The organism is Phaeobacter sp. CC-HEC084 (assembly GCF_059429255.1).
The window spans coordinates 252975-268090 of sequence record NZ_JCAIJQ010000004.1; the positions used below are offsets into that span (position 1 = coordinate 252975).

Annotated in this window: 14 protein-coding genes; 6 read left to right on the plus strand and 8 right to left on the minus strand. The window is 63.1% G+C overall.

The window, feature by feature from the left end; all coding sequences use genetic code 11:
* Positions 1-126: 126 nt before the first annotated feature.
* From AC5SSZ_RS15190 to AC5SSZ_RS15200, 3 genes are all read left to right on the plus strand, one after another.
* Positions 127-927 (plus strand): hypothetical protein, encoded by an 801-nt coding sequence (locus AC5SSZ_RS15190; RefSeq protein WP_495438613.1) that lies wholly within the window; start codon positions 127-129, stop codon positions 925-927.
* Positions 928-1003: 76 nt separating this feature from the next.
* Positions 1004-1765, plus strand: a complete 762-nt coding sequence (locus AC5SSZ_RS15195) for a DUF6478 family protein (protein WP_495438614.1) — start codon at positions 1004-1006, stop codon at positions 1763-1765.
* 11 nt (positions 1766-1776) lie between these two features.
* Complete coding sequence (locus tag AC5SSZ_RS15200; protein WP_274830379.1) at positions 1777-2154, plus strand: hypothetical protein; 378 nt, start codon at positions 1777-1779, stop codon at positions 2152-2154.
* On the opposite strand, the gene AC5SSZ_RS15205 is transcribed toward AC5SSZ_RS15200, so the two are convergent.
* The gene (locus AC5SSZ_RS15205) at positions 2133-3215 is read right to left on the minus strand and encodes a bifunctional transcriptional activator/DNA repair enzyme AdaA (protein WP_495438615.1); all 1083 of its coding nucleotides are present in this window, start codon (positions 3213-3215) and stop codon (positions 2133-2135) included. The two genes, AC5SSZ_RS15200 and AC5SSZ_RS15205, sit on opposite strands and share 22 nt — an antisense overlap.
* 296 nt (positions 3216-3511) lie before the next feature.
* On the opposite strand from AC5SSZ_RS15205, the gene AC5SSZ_RS15210 reads away from it, so the two are divergent.
* A complete protein-coding gene (locus AC5SSZ_RS15210) occupies positions 3512-4123 on the plus strand; it encodes a glycine zipper 2TM domain-containing protein (RefSeq protein ID WP_347508917.1) in 612 nt (203 codons plus the stop codon).
* Positions 4124-4255: 132 nt separating this feature from the next.
* Here AC5SSZ_RS15210 and AC5SSZ_RS15215 read toward each other — a convergent pair whose 3' ends face one another.
* From AC5SSZ_RS15215 to AC5SSZ_RS15230, 4 genes are all read right to left on the minus strand, one after another.
* A complete protein-coding gene (locus AC5SSZ_RS15215) occupies positions 4256-5593 on the minus strand; it encodes a S41 family peptidase (protein ID WP_065273605.1) in 1338 nt (445 codons plus the stop codon).
* Between the two features lie 7 nt (positions 5594-5600).
* Positions 5601-6749 carry a murein hydrolase activator EnvC family protein gene (locus AC5SSZ_RS15220; protein WP_495438616.1) on the minus strand — a complete coding sequence of 383 codons (1149 nt, stop codon included), beginning with the start codon at positions 6747-6749 and terminating at the stop codon, positions 5601-5603.
* Complete coding sequence (gene gpmI / locus AC5SSZ_RS15225) at positions 6746-8278, minus strand: 2,3-bisphosphoglycerate-independent phosphoglycerate mutase (RefSeq protein WP_495438617.1); 1533 nt, start codon at positions 8276-8278, stop codon at positions 6746-6748. The genes AC5SSZ_RS15220 and gpmI overlap by 4 nt, the downstream gene beginning before the upstream one ends.
* Positions 8279-8475: 197 nt before the next feature.
* Positions 8476-11370, minus strand: coding sequence for an error-prone DNA polymerase (locus tag AC5SSZ_RS15230; protein ID WP_495438619.1), 2895 nt, complete (start codon positions 11368-11370; stop codon positions 8476-8478).
* Positions 11371-11612: 242 nt separating this feature from the next.
* Between AC5SSZ_RS15230 and AC5SSZ_RS15235 the strand changes: the two genes are divergently transcribed.
* Complete coding sequence (locus tag AC5SSZ_RS15235; protein ID WP_495438620.1) at positions 11613-12077, plus strand: DUF1203 domain-containing protein; 465 nt, start codon at positions 11613-11615, stop codon at positions 12075-12077.
* Positions 12078-12179: 102 nt separating this feature from the next.
* Here AC5SSZ_RS15235 and AC5SSZ_RS15240 read toward each other — a convergent pair whose 3' ends face one another.
* A complete protein-coding gene (locus AC5SSZ_RS15240; protein ID WP_495438622.1) occupies positions 12180-12647 on the minus strand; it encodes a GNAT family N-acetyltransferase in 468 nt (155 codons plus the stop codon).
* An 11-nt stretch (positions 12648-12658) separates the two neighbouring features.
* The gene (locus AC5SSZ_RS15245; RefSeq protein ID WP_495438624.1) at positions 12659-13588 is read right to left on the minus strand and encodes an ABC transporter ATP-binding protein; all 930 of its coding nucleotides are present in this window, start codon (positions 13586-13588) and stop codon (positions 12659-12661) included.
* Positions 13589-13659: 71 nt separating this feature from the next.
* Here AC5SSZ_RS15245 and AC5SSZ_RS15250 point away from each other — a divergent pair, with 71 nt between their 5' ends.
* Positions 13660-13842 (plus strand): zinc-finger domain-containing protein, encoded by a 183-nt coding sequence (locus AC5SSZ_RS15250; RefSeq protein WP_065271657.1) that lies wholly within the window; start codon positions 13660-13662, stop codon positions 13840-13842.
* A gap of 133 nt (positions 13843-13975) precedes the next feature.
* Here AC5SSZ_RS15250 and AC5SSZ_RS15255 read toward each other — a convergent pair whose 3' ends face one another.
* Complete coding sequence (locus tag AC5SSZ_RS15255; RefSeq protein ID WP_495438626.1) at positions 13976-14884, minus strand: hypothetical protein; 909 nt, start codon at positions 14882-14884, stop codon at positions 13976-13978.
* Positions 14885-15116: the final 232 nt, after the last annotated feature.

Here is a 15116-nt window from a genome sequence, read left to right on the forward strand (position 1 = left end):
TCCCTTTTGTAAACGCAGGATAACGATAATCTGATGCCGGGGGGAGCAGGGGATCTGCGCGACAAAGCAATCATGACGGCTGTCACAGGCACGATCAGGACAATGTGCTCTGCGCGGCGGGACAGCATGCCCTGCGCGCAGCAGCGCCCGCAACCCCGTCTGGGCATTGCTGCGCTCGGTCTCAGCGCCCTGCTCAGCGCCTGCGGCCAGGTGCCCGGCGGCGGATTTTCCTTTGCGGCGCCCGGTGGCACAGGTACGCCTTCCAGGCTGACAGAGGTCCGCATGCAGGGCGCCGAGGTGGTGCTTGCGGCGCCACGAGGTTATTGCTTTGACCCCAAGATGCTGCGGCGCGATGCGGCAGACGGGTTCGCCCTGCTGCCGCGCTGTGACCTGCTGGGCGGGCCAGGTTTCTTTGGCAATCGCAACGCGGGCGTTATCACCGCAACCTTAGGCGAACTTCCGGCCAAAGGCAGAGTGCCATCGGTCTCCGATCTGGCAGCCAGCACGCCCGGCGCCCATATCGTCGCCCGCCGCGAAAATGGCCCGTTGCCCCTGGTTAAATTGGATATGCCGGGACACAGCGCCGCCGGAGCCAGCCCCGAACATTGGCGCGGCGCCATGGTGCTGGAGGGTCACGTGATCGTGCTGGCGCTTTATGCCCCGGCAAAAAGCCCCCTGCTGACCGAGCGCGGCGCTGCACTGCTGGAGCAGATGGCGGAGCTGACACGGGAAGCATCGCGACCAGAACCCGCCCCCGAGGAAGTCGCACAACGCGCCCCGGCAGATCGCAGCCCCCGCCGCACCGCCTCAGGCGCATTGCGTCCCGTCGCCCGCCCTGATGCCCGGGCCAGTCATGCAGGCGCGCCCGAAGGTGACAGTGGCGGAAAACTCTCCCTAAGAAAGCGGATTGCCGGTTTATTTGACTGATGTTGCAGGGCTAGATTGGCGCAGGCACCAACCGCAACACCACCACGGCAACGATAAAGGCAGGGCAACCGAAGTCATGAGCAGGATCCTGGACAAACTGCTGCACCGCCGCGCCTTGCGCCGTTGGCGCCGGATCGTTGCAGGAGCTGGCAGCATTCCCCTGACCGAATTGCGCCGCCAACGCACCGAGGCGCGACAACTCAAGACCGAGCTGGACCAGCTGATCCATGTTGCGGACGGACGTCTCGCCCTGCCGCAGATCGGCTCCTCCTCCTTTGCGCGCCCGCATGGCACCGATTGGTCCTGGCGCCCCGAACCCTGGCGCGGGCCGCTGCCGGTCGCTGGTCTGTCCTCGGTCCCGTCCAAGGCCAAGCTGGGCGAGGATGTGCAGATGTTCCACGATTGCAGCTATTCCGAGCTGACCCTGCGCCAGCTGCGTAACACCCGTGAAGAAGACCTCGCACCCTTTGGCCTGCGTATGGATGTGTTCAGTTTCGATGGTTCCTTCCTGTCACTGGTGATCGCCCTGCCCAAGAACGCGGGCAGCGGGCTGACCCGGCAACATCTGATCCGGGTCGACAGCATCATCGAAACCGAGAAGCCGCTGGAAATCTTTGCCCGGCTCAACATCAGCCATGGCCCCAACACCGAACAGATCGTGCGCGAGCTGCCGCTGGGCGACCGCAAGGTGACTGTGGAATACGATCTTGCCTATTCCAACCTCAACGAAAAGCGCATCGAGAATATCTGGCTGGACCTGATTTTCGAAGCACCGGACATGAACCAGGTGGTCTTGCGCGACCTGACTTTTGCGCGCCACCGCCGCGCCAACCTCTGAGGACCCGTGACATGAGCGACCTGACCGTCACCAAGATCCGCTTTCGCAATGGCAAATGGGAAGGCCGGATCAGCAACGCCCCCGTCACGGGGACGCCGCCGGACATCCGGGTTCTGTATCTGGATCAGCCGGTTGAACAGGTCGCGCTCAGCGAAGGCAGCCGCGACGGCGAATGGGAGCTGGTCATCACCGTACCCACCGAAGCCATCGCCGATGGGGTGCACAGTTTTGTCATCACCGACGCGGCGGCGGACCAGACGCTGGCGCATTTCACCCTGATCGGCGGTGATGTGGCAGCCGAGGATATGCGCTGCGAAGTGGAGCTGCTCCGGGCCGAGCTTGATATGCTGAAACGCGCCTTTCGGCGTCACTGCGTGGAAACCGCTTGAGGCCGTGCACGCTTTGCAAGGTCGGCTTCGATTTCAATGAGCCGCTGTTTGCGCCACAATCCGCCGCCATAGCCAGTCAAGTTGCCATCCGCCGAAAGCACCCGGTGACAGGGCACCACCAGCGCCAGCTGGTTGCTGCCATTGGCCCGCGCTACCGCACGGCTGGACGAAGGGCGGCCAAGCTCCTGCGCAATCTGGGAATAGCTGCGGGTCTCTCCTGCCTGAATGGCCCGTAGGTAATCCCAGACCTCGCGCTGAAAGGCGCTTCCATGCAACGCAATCGGCGTTTCAAACCAGGCGCTGTCACCGCTGAAATAGCGCTGCAGTTCTTCAGCGACCTGCTGGGTGGGCGCAGGCCGTCCAAAGCCGATACCGCCGGGCTGCGAAGCTTGCAGACGGGCCATTTCCCGCGGCAGCGCTTTGCGGTCAGCAAATTCCAGCAGATGCAGCCGGTGCGGGCAGCTGACCGCGATCATCGCGCCCAGCGGCGTGTCGATCCAATCCGCCAGCAGCAGCGCATCCTGCCGGAAGCTGCCCGGCGCCAGCCCTGTCAGCCGGGCAAAGGCCGCGCGAAAGGCTGAAGGGGACTCAAATCCCGCTTCGATCTGGGCGGCAATCACCGGCTCTCCGGCCTTGAGCGTGGTAAACCCTTCGCGCAAGCGTCGCTGGCGGGCCATTTCCAGGAAGGTCATCCCGAAATGGCGCCGGAAACTGCGCCGAACAGTGGAGGGATCAAACCCCATGCGCGCCACATCCGCTTCGCGCCAACGATAGGCGGGGCGCTCCTCCAGCGCCGCCAGAAGCTTCTGAACCATCGGATCCTCCCCGGCTGCCGCCGCCAGCGGCGTGCAGCGTTTGCAGGGACGGAACCCGGCCTCGATACAGGCGCCGGGTGTTGCGTGGAACTGGCAGTTCTCACGCTTTGGTTTACGCGCCGGGCAGCTGAGGCGGCAGAAGATCCCGGTCGAGGTCACGCCCACATAGGCACGCCCCTCATAGGTTTCATCACGCGCCAGCAGCGCCGCATAAAGCGTTTCGGAATCAGGCAGGTCGAACATCATGCCCTACCCTAACGCAGACCGGTGCCAGTTGCCGCCGGTTTCCGGGCATCTCTTCTCATCAAGTGCAAGGAAACGGAGGATACCAGCCTCTCTCCTGAATCGCGCACCTCGGGCCTAGGCACACGGAGAATCTGCCCATGATATTGAATAACAGTTGAGCGCACACTTATTTTATAGGGAGTTCGGGAATACCGACTGGATCCCCGGCAAAGCCTGTGCCTGGCCAGACGGTGAACGGCTGATGGTCATATGATGCAGAGGCAAGACCATGCTGCCTGCATAAGGAGGAAAGTGACATGAAACTTTTGGCGACAGCAGCGACAGCTGTTCTGATGGCATCCCAGGCATTTGCCGGTTCATACGAAACAAGATGCGAAACCCAGATGGTGCCGTATCAGGAGACCGTCAAAGGCGGCAGTCCCGAAAAGGTCATTGGCGGGGCGATTGTTGGCGGCGTGATCGGCAAGGTGGTGACCGACAAGAATGCCGGCGCTGCCGTCGGCGCAATTGTTGGCGGCGCCATCGCCAATGAAACCAGCAAGAACACCGTCACCAAATACAGAGAAGTCGAGACCTGCACCAATGTCTTCATTCCGGACCGCATCACCGATGACGCGCAGCTTCAGAAGGTCTTGCTGGATCTGAACGACGGCAAACCCGTGAGCAAGGAAATGACCATGGACGCGCAATACACGATTGGCGTGGCCTACGACGGCAAATGGGGGCCGAAGTCTCAGCTGGCGGCAGAGAAATATCTGGCAAACCTTGCGCCCGACGCGCCGCTCTATTCGCTGGTGGTCAATGACGTGGTCATCGTCAGTTCAGCCGACATCAATGCAATCGATGAGATCAGGGCAGCCCTGCTTGAGGCTGGTGTTGCTTCGCAGATCTTCACCGATTTGAAGTGACGCCCTGACAGCGGACGGGTTCAGCCCCCGAAACCAGACATCCGGTCTCAGGGGCTTACGCCTGCACAACAAAACCATTGAAAAAGGCCGCCCCGGATGGAGCGGCCTTTGGACAATCAGGTGGATTAAGGATCAGTCGTTCGGACCCAGCGCCGACAGACCTTTCAGGATGTCGATGGCATAGGCCAGCTGATAATCCTGTTCGCGCAGCTCGGCGGCCTTTTCGGCCTTGGCGCGGTCTTCTTCGATCTGGCGGATTTCATCCTCGGTCAGGCTGTCGTTGTTGAGACGCCCGCGCAGGTCCGCTTCGGAGCGGGAGCGGTTTGCAACCGAGCTTTCCTCTTCTTCCTCGCCAACACGACGGCGAGGCTGCTCGACCACGATGTCGGGGCTGACGCCCAACGCCTGGATCGACCGGCCCGACGGCGTGTAATAGCGCGCAGTGGTCAAGCGCATGGCGCCATCGCCCCGCAGCGGCATCACGGTCTGAACCGAGCCTTTGCCGAAGGATTTGGTACCCACCACGATGGCGCGGCGGTGATCCTGCAGCGCGCCCGCGACGATTTCTGACGCAGAGGCAGAGCCGCCGTTGATCAGAACCACGATCGGCTTGCCGCCGGACAGATCGCCCGGCGTCGCGTTGAAGCGTTCGCCATCTTCCGGGTTGCGGCCACGGGTCGATACGATCTCTCCGGTTTCAAGGAAGCTGTCGGCCACCTGGATCGCCTCGGTCAGCAGGCCGCCCGGGTTGTTGCGCAGATCCAGAACGATGCCGTTCACATTGTCGATGCCACCGGCGGCTTCGATCTGCTCTTTCAGACCGGATTCCAGGTTCGGCGTGGTCTGACGGTTGAAGGTGGTGATCCGCATCACGACAGTGTCGCCTTCGGTGCGGGCACGCACGGCGGTCAGTTTGATGGTGTCGCGGATGATCGACACGTCAAAGGGTTCCGCCTCGCCTTCGCGCACCACTGTGATGATGATCTCGGAGCCGACCGGGCCGCGCATCATTTCCACCGCTTCGTCCAGCGACAGGCCGAGGACGCTTTCGCCATCCACATGGGTGATGAAATCGCCCGCTTCGATCCCAGCCTCATCGGCGGGGGTGCCATCGATGGGCGAGACAACCTTGACGAAGCCCTCTTCCTGGGTGACCTCGATGCCGAGACCGCCGAATTCACCGCGCGTCTGCACCTGCATATTGGCGGCGTCGTCGGGCGACAGGTAGCTGGAGTGCGGATCCAGCGAGGAGAGCATGCCGCCAATGGCAGCTTCGATCAGCTCTTTCTCGTCGACCTCTTCGACATATTGGGAGCGGATCCGTTCAAAGATGTCACCGAACAGGTCCAGCTGTTCATAGACCGTCGTCTCGCGGGCGCTTTCCTGCGCCAGCAGCGGGCCAGCGACATAGGTTGTTGCAACGATCCCTGCCAGCGTGCCGCCAAATGCGGCCATCGCAAATTTTTTCATGAAACCTTCATCCACCTTTTCCGGTGCGGAACCACGTTTCCGGGTCCACCGGACTGTTGTCCATTCTGACTTCTATATAGAGCGTTTCTGTGCGGTCAGTTCCACCCCCTTCACCGCTTAGTGACAAAATCGCACCAGCCTGCGGGGTCTGACCGCCCATCAAACCCACCGGGGTGCCTTCGGGAATGACCTGACCGGCAGTGCCATAAACCTCTGCCAGCCCTGACAGGATAAACAGCGTGTCCGGCTGCGGTTCCAGAATCACCACGTTGCCCAGATCCAGCAGCGGCCCGCGATAGCGGATCGTCGCCGCCGTGGGGCTGGTCACCAGCGCCCGCGGACGGGCCGCAACCAGCAGGCCCGGACGGGCAATCCCGGCGGCATCGCGGTCGCCATAGCCGCGCAGCACCAGCCCTTCGACCGGCAGCGGCAGATCGCCGCGCAGATCGCTGATGTCGGCGCGGCTTTCGATCACCGCACCGTCGGCAATTTCCGACAGCCCGCTGGCAAAGCCGGACAGTGTCTCGGTCGAGGAGATCAGCACCGCCGTGCGCATCGGATCCTCGGTAAACCGCCGTGGTAGATCGGTGCGGTCGGCAATCGCGGTGGAAAGCGCGGTGCGCGCCTGCTGGATGCCGCTCAGCCCCTCTTCCAGCTTGCCCGCCGCCGCCTGCTGCAACAGGCGCAGGGTCTGCACCTCTTCCAGATCCGCGCGCAGCGCCTTGGCCCGCGCGTTGAGCCCCGGTGCAACCTCGGCCAGCATCATCGCCGAGCGCGCCGCGCCCAAAGGCCCCGACGGATGCAGCATCAGTACCGGCGGTGAGGAGGTTTCAATTGTCTGGATGACCCCCAGCAGCTCGGCAATTTCGCCTTCGCGCGACTGCAATTGCGCGGTGAGCTGGGTTTCCCGCCGTGCCACGCCGCGCAGCCCGTCCCGCATGGCAGCCAGACCGGCTTCATAGGCATGGATCGCCTCGCTCAGCGCCTTGACCCGGTCGCGGGCGCCATCGGCCTGTTCCATCCGCAGCGTTGCTGCCTCCAGCTGGGCGGCGGCCTCCCGCGCGGCGCGGGCAGCTGCCGTCTCGGCGCGCAGCGGTGCGGCCATCAGCAGGCACAGGGCCAGCCCCGGGATCAGGCGAAAGGCACGGTCAATCATGCAAGCAGGCTCTCTCCGGTCATCTCATCCGGTTTCGGCAGGCCCATCAACTCCAGCAGCGTCGGCGCCAGATCCGCCAGCCGCCCGTTGCGCAGCGTTGCGCCTTCGGGGCCGCCGACCAGCGCCAGCGGCACCAGATTGGTGGTATGGGCAGTGTGGGCGCCGCCGGTTTCTGGGTCAATCATCACTTCGCAATTGCCGTGGTCCGCGGTCACCAGCATGGCGCCGCCCGCCTTTTCCAGCGCCGCGACGACCTTGGCCAGCCCCTGATCCACCGCCTCGCAGGCCTTGATCGCCGCCGGAATATCGCCGGTGTGGCCGACCATATCGGGGTTGGCGTAATTGGTGACGATCAGATCATAGCCCTTCTCGATCGCCTCGACGAATTTCTCGGTCACCTCGGGCGCCGACATTTCAGGCTGCAGGTCATAGGTCGCGACCTTGGGCGATTTCGGCATGTAACGGTCCTCGCCCACCTCCGGCTCTTCCTTGCCACCGTTGAGGAAGAAGGTCACATGTGGGTATTTCTCGGTCTCGGCCAGGCGGAACTGGGTGAGCCCCTGTTTCGCAACCCATTCCCCCAGCGTGTTGACGATGGGCGCCTTGGGATAGCAGGTGGTCATATAGGCATTGTGCCCATCGGAATATTCCACCATCCCCAGCAGCCCTGCCAGATCGGGGCGCGGCCCGGTGTCGAAGTCGGCAAAGCCCGGCTCTCCGATAGCGCGCAGGATCTCGCGCGCGCGGTCGGCGCGGAAATTGAGGCAGAAGAAGCCATCCCCATCCTGTGCGCCCGTGTAGCCCGACACCACGCTGGCGCTAATGAATTCATCAGTTTCCGACTGGTTATAGCCGTGATCCACCGCGTCGTGGGCATCGCGCACGCTGCGCCCCTCGCCCTTGATCATCGCGTCATAGGCTTCCTTGACCCGCTCCCAGCGGTTGTCTCGGTCCATGGCATAATAGCGCCCCGTGACCGTGGCCACGCGGGCACCTTCGGGCATCTTTTCCTTCAGTTCCTCGAAATAACCAAAGGCCGATTTCGGGGCCACGTCACGGCCATCCGTGACGGCGTGCAGCCAGACCGGCACGCCTGCGTCGCGGATCGCTTTGATCGCCGCCAGGATATGGGTGATATGCCCATGCACCCCCCCGTCCGAGACCAGCCCCATCAAATGCGCGGCACCGCCGGTTTTCTTCAGCTTGGCGATGAACTCCTGCAAAGCAGCATTGTCAAAGAAAGAGCCGTCCTCGATCGCAAGGTCGATCTGGCCCAGATCCATCGCCACCACCCGGCCGGCGCCGATATTGGTGTGGCCGACCTCGGAGTTGCCCATCTGCCCCGAAGGCAGACCCACATCCGGCCCATGGGTGATCAGCCGCGCGGTGGGGCCTTTTTCCATGATCGCATCAAAGGTCGGCGTCTTGGCCAGATAGGGCGCATTCGCCACCCCCGGCTCCCCGGCGCCCCAGCCATCAAGAATACAGAGTACGACAGGTTTGGGGACAACGGGTTTGGGTCTGCTCATCGGTTCATCTCCGCCATGGTCGGGCTGTGTCAGCGTTGAGAGGCCTTCTACAGGCTTGCCGCGAAATGGGAAACCGCCGTTAGCGCCAGATGTGGCAAAGGGCGCAGGTAAGCGTGAGGGCCGCGCCCGACCCTCCCCCCATGGGAGGGCGCTTTGCACCCACCCAAGGTCGGGCGCGATCCCTGGCTCGGTGCCGCTTACCCCTCTGGCGTCAGGATATGCCGCAGCAGCGCAACGGGATGGGCACGCAAAGACAGGCGCATGGCGACGTAATCCTCTACCACCTCTTCGCCCAGAGTCATCTGCGGCAGATGGGCAGTAGGTTCATCAATGGCCTCACCTTCCAACTCGCGCTCGAACAGCGGCAGGGGTTTCTTGGCGGTGATCGCCTTGGCCTGCCACAACGCCTCACGACGCGACAACCCCAGCACGGCAAAGGCATCGGCCTCGGCCAGTCGTTCGATCACCGGCGGCGGCAGGCCCGCCTTGCGCCAGACGTCTTGCACCTCAGTATAGCCATTGCCGCGCGCCGCCGTGAGCCAGCTGACATCCTCGTCGCTGAGCCCTTTGATCTGTCGGAAGCCAAGGCGCAGCGCCAGCCCGCCCTGCCCGTCCGGCTCCATCACGTTGTCCCAGTAGCTGGCGTTGATGCAGATGGGGCGCACCTCCACCCCATGAGCGCGGGCGTCCCGCACGATCTGCGCGGGCGCGTAGAACCCCATCGGCTGCGAATTCAAAAGCGCGCAGGCAAAGATCCCCGGATGGTGGCATTTGATCCAGGCCGAGGCATAGACCAAGAGCGCGAAACTGGCAGCGTGACTTTCGGGAAAGCCATAGGCGCCAAAGCCTTCGATCTGGGAAAAGCAGCGCTCGGAAAACTCCGCATCATAGCCATTGCGCGCCATGCCGCGCAGGAACAGGCTGCGGAATTCCGACACATTTCCGTGCTTGTTGAAGGTCGCCAGCGAACGGCGCAACCGGTCGGCCTGTTCGGGGGTAAAGCCCGCCCCCACCATGGCGATCTGCATCGCCTGCTCCTGAAACAACGGCACGCCCATGGTCTTGCCCAGCACCTCACCCAACGCATCGGAAGGGAACTCCACCGGCTCCTCGCCATTGCGGCGGCGGATATAGGGATGCACCATATCGCCCTGAATGGGGCCGGGGCGGATGATCGCCACCTCGATCACCAGATCGTAGAAATTGCGCGGCCGCATGCGGGGCAGGAAATTCATCTGCGCCCGGCTTTCGACCTGAAAAACGCCGATACTGTCAGCCCGGCACAGCATGTCGTAGACCGCCGGATCCTCGGGCGGCAGCGTCGCCAGCGCGTAATCCAACCGGTGATGCTGCCGCATCAGGTCAAAGGCCTTGCGGATGCAGGTCAGCATGCCAAGGCTTAAGACATCGACCTTGAGAATGCCCAGCGCATCGATATCGTCCTTGTCCCAGCAGATAACCGTGCGCCCCTCCATGGTGGCGTTCTCGATCGGCACCAACTCGTCCAGCCGACCCGCGGTGATGATGAAACCACCGACGTGTTGGCTAAGGTGCCGCGGAAAGCCGATGATCTGCCCCACCAGATCCAGCGTCTGGCGCAGGCGGGGCGCGTCGGGATCCAGTCCGATCTCGCGCAGGCGGGCATCGCCGCCGCCGCTGCGGTCAAAACTGCCCCACAGCTGCGAGGACATGGCCGCAATGGTATCCTCGCTCAGCCCCATGGCGCGGCCCACCTCGCGGATGGCGCGCTTGCCCCGGTAATGGATCACCGTCGCGCAGAGCCCCGCCCGGTGGCGACCATAGCGGTCATAGATCCACTGGATCACCTCCTCGCGGCGCTCATGCTCAAAATCCACATCGATGTCGGGCGGCTCATCGCGGGCCTCGGAGACAAAGCGCTCAAACACCATGGTGCCGGTTTCCGGGCTGACCGAGGTGACGCCCAGGCAATAACACACCACCGAATTCGCAGCCGAGCCGCGCCCCTGACACAGGATCCCGCGCGAACGCGCGAAATCGACGATGTCGCGCACGGTCAGGAAATAAGGCTCGTATTTCAAACGGGCGATCAGGGTCAGCTCATGCTCCAGCATGTCGCGCACCTTTGGCGGCGCGCCTGCGGGATAGCGCCAGATCAGCCCCTCTTCTGCCAGACGGCGCAGACGCGCGGACGGGGTTTCACCCTCCAGCCCCTCATCCGGATAGTCATAGCGCAACTCATCCAGCGAGAACGTGAGCCGCGCTGCGAGATCCTGCGCCCGGGTCAGCGCCCCCTCATGCCCGCGAAAGATCCGCTGCATCTCATGCGGTGCACGCAGGCGCTGTTCGCCATTGGCAAGGGCGGCGCGGCCCAGATCCTCGACCCGGCAGCGCAGGCGAATGGCGCTGAGCACATCCGCAAGGCGGCGGCGCGACCCGTGGTGCATGCGCGGGGCGGCGCTGGCAATCGTGGGCAGGTTCAGCATGTTTGCCTGTTCTTCCAGCCGGGCAAAGCGACGCCCATCCCGCCCATCATAAGCAGGTGCCATCATCAGGTGCATCCGCCCGGCAAAGCGGCGCGTCAGCGCCTTTATATGCGGCGCCCATCCGCCCGCGCCGCCCGGCAGGTGTTCCGCCGGTGGCAGGAGCAGCAGGTGCAGCCGCTCGCCCTGCTCCAGAAGATCAGCCAGTTCCAGATGACAGGCGCCTTTTTCGGCCCGCAACCGCCCAGCCGAGATCAGTCGGCACAGGCTCCCCCAGCCCATGCGATCCTCTGGCAAGGCGATCAGCGGCGGCGCATCGGCGAACACCAGCCGCGCTGCCGGGATCAGCCGTGGCACCGCATAAATCGGAAAGGACGGCGCGGGTGACACATCCGCAGGCCGGGGCGGCCCGATGGGCGTATTGTCCCGGTCCCAGGCCTGTCGCTCTGCCACACGCCGGGCAATATCGCGGCAATGGCTGTGCGCGCGCACGATCCCCGCCACCGAATTCTCGTCTGCGATCGCCAGCGCCTCAATCCCCAGCGCCACCGCACGCTCCACATACTCCTCCGGGTGCGACGCCCCGGTGAGAAAGGTGAAGTTGGACAGAATCGCGAATTCAACAGACATGCCCCCAGTATATATTCACGTTTTGTTCCTATTTCGAGTCACCCATTCCGCCACAGGGTGCCGCCCCGCGGATCCCGCCCGAAGGGGGATCCGCGCCACGCCCAACCGGGGAAAATCCGGCCCTGCCGGTTTTGAAACGGGCGGGAGCCTCTGCCTGCTTTCACCATCAGCCGGATGCGCAGGATCCGGGTCGCCACCGCCCTGACACTGCGGGCAATGTCGCGCCAGAACAGGAGACAGAGATGCTGACAATCACCGCCCTTTCCACCGACACCGCCCGCGCCCTGCAGGCCGGAGGCCTTGATGCCAACGGCCAAACACCGGAACGCAGCACATCAGATGGAGCCGGAAATCCCTGCCGCCACTGCCTGCGTTACATCCCCGAAGGCGCCGATATGCTGATCCTCGCCCACCGCCCCTTTCCAGACCCGCAGCCCTATGCCGAGGTCGGGCCGATTTTTCTTTGTGCAGAGGAATGCTCCCGCCACGAAGGGGACGCGATGCCCGAGGTGCTGCAAGGCTCTCCCGATTATCTGATCAAGGGTTACGGACAGGATGACCGTATCGTCTATGGCACCGGCGCGGTGGTGGAGGCGGAGCGCATGATGGGACAGGCCGAGGAGATCTTCGCCAATCCCCGCATCGCCTATATCCACATCCGATCGGCCCGCAACAACTGCTATCAGGCGCGAATTGATCGAGAGTGAATGCAAGTAGGCCAGCGCCCGACCCAGGGTGGGTGCAACGCGCCCTCCCTGGGGGAGGGTTGGGCGCTGCCCGGCCTGACGGCCGGACGAACAGGTTTGCGTCTACAGCGCTTTCCCCATGGCATAGTTATGCATGGCCACGCCCCGGCGCAGGAAATCGCGGCGCCCCTCATCGGTGAAGCCTTGCCGCAGGAAGAACCGGCGGGCGGCCTCGCTGGCCTCGACGTAAAGTCCGGACAGGCCCTGTGCGAAGGCCTCTTCCTCAAGCCGAGCATAGAGCAACGCGCCTAGGCCTGTGCCCGCATGATCCGGGGCGATGTAGAAACAGTCGATATGGCCATCCGGCTCCAGCTCGATGAACCCCTGCGCCACGTCATCCTGATCCGCTGCGACCCAGATCTGTCGCCCATCCTTCGCGCGCAGCCGGATCACATCGGCGGGCGCTTCCTCCGGGCTCCAGGCCGCGCATTGCGCCGGGGTGTAGTCCCGCGCGCCGATCCCGTGCACGGCGGCATGAAAGATGCGGCCCCAATCCGCCGCATCACGCTCCTCGAATGGACGAATGCGCATCGGGGTGCCCCTCAGGCAGATTTCGTAAGCGCGAGGAAGACATCCTCCAGATCCGCCTCTTCGGTCTTCACATCGCGAATCGAGATCCCGGCGGCGCGCACGGCGGCCAGCACATCCTCGGCGCTGGTTTTCTGGCTGTGATAGCGCAACACCACGGCGCCATCGCCGCGCAGCTCGGACTCGATACCTTCGCCTTTTGGCAGATCGCTCACCGGGGCGGCCGGATGCACCACCATGGCGCGGGCATCGAGACGGCCCAGCAGATTCGCGGTGCTGTCGCGCGCCACCACCTCGCCCTGGTTGATGATGGCGATCTCGTCGCACATCTCCTCGGCCTCTTCCAGATAATGGGTGGTGAGGATGATGGTCATGCCCTGCTGGTTCAGCTTGCGCACATTCTCCCACAGCATCTGACGCAGCTCGATATCCACCCCGGCGGTGGGTTCATCGAGCACCAGGATATTGGGGCGGTGCACCAGCGCCTTGCCCAGCAAAAGCCGCCGCCGCATGCCGCCCGACAGGGTCCGGGCATAGGCTTCGGCCTTGTCCTCCAGCCCGATCATGCGCAGGATCTCATCGCTGTAGCGTTCGGATTTCGGCACGCCATAAAGACCCGCCTGCACCTCCAGCGCGCCGCGCGGGGTGAAGAAGGGGTCCAGATTCAGCTCCTGCGGCATCACCCCGATCGAAGCGCGGCTCTGGCGCGGATTTTCGTCCTGATCAAAACCCCAGATCGTTACCTTGCCGCTGGTTTTTACCACCAGCCCCGCAAGGATGTTGATCAGGGTGGACTTGCCGGCCCCGTTCGGCCCGAGCAAGCCAAAGACCGATCCGCGCGGCACCGTTAGATCGATGCCCTTCAGCGCGTGTTTCTCGGGCTGGCCCTTGCCGCCCTTGTAGGTTTTGCGCAAGCATTCGATCCGGATTGCATCATCAGTCATCGCGGCTCTTGCTCCCTCGGCTGTCCTGTCACATAAAGCCCCTACCCCATCAGCAAGAGGATCGCCAGCCGATGACCATCGAAGCGCCTGAAACCAAGATCGTTGACAGCTACCGTGTCGCCTGCGACGGCGGCGAAGGCGCGCTGGGACATCCGCGGGTCTACCTGCAGATCCCCGAGGATACCGGCTGGGTCGAATGCCCCTATTGCGACTGCAAGTACATCCACAAGGATTTCGAAGGTAAAGCCAACTGATCCCGCCTTTTCCGGCAGATCAGCATGCCTGAGACGACGAAAGGCGCCCACGGGAGACCGGAGGCGCCTTTTCTATATTCTATCGTCATTTGGGCCAGTCAGCTCGGAATTATCCGCTATCTGGCCCGTGGGCTCAGACCATGTCGAGTTCGTCCTCGTCCATAGCCGCCTCTTCGCCCGCACCCGCGTCACTCTCTGCATCCGGCTCAAGGCTCAGCGCCGCCATGAGCTCCTGACCGGACTCATCGCCAGAGGCCGAAAGGCCCTCAAGCGCGTCATCATAGGCCATCAGCACCTCATCAGCATCCTGAAAGCCGCCTTCGGGTGCATCGATTCGGAACAGTTCCTCAGGTTCCCCATCCGCGCCATCGCCATAGAAGATGATGGATTCGATTGAGGTTACTTCGCCATAGACCTCGTCCGTATCGAAGTAGGACAGGTAGTTTTCAAAGGTCGGCTCGGTGCCCTCGGGCAGTGCGATGTTGTTATAGGGGTTCGGATCGGGTTCTTCGTCCAGAATATAGGTACCGCCCAGGGGCGCGCCCGTGTCAGAGAACTCCTCACCAAAGAAGATCTTGCTGTAGGTGGGGTCTTCCGGCTCCTCGGGCACTTCCGGCTCTTCGGGGTCCGTGGAAACGCCCTTGATCGATCCCGCGTCAGTGGTTGTCGAGGTGGCCCGAATACCGAAAATATCAATATCCTCAAGGCTATCGACATCCAGAGAGACCGTCAGCGTATCGCCATCCGACAGATAGGTTTCCTTGTCTTCCCCCTCCGGACCAAGACCTGGATCGCTCAGCTCTGCAGCATCGTCCCACTGGATCTTATCGCCTTCAAGCCGGGTCCCGTTCATGTTGAGCGGACCATCCAGCGAGGCGCTGTCACCCGAAAAGTCGTCGTCGCCAAAATAGACGGCATTCACATCCATCGCCCCTTCGACGACCGAAATATCGGCAAAGAATTCGCCATTTTCCTCATAAAGGGAGACCGTGTAGGACAGCCCTTCTGCTTCATAATTGAAGACCTTTGCATAATCCGGCATCCGGTTCTCCTTCACTCAAACGCAAGGTTGGTGGAACAGATTTTTCCAAATTCAGCATCCCCCCAGGCTCCCGCCTCGGGCACGCGCGATTGACGCTTGATACACCAGAAACTTAAAATGCCGGAGAAAAACCGCCGACACGGGGTGGAAACAGACTGTTTACCACTAGCCTGATGCCCGGTTTTCGTGCCGCCAATCTTGGCACCTCGTCAGGCCGATAGGCCGGACAGCC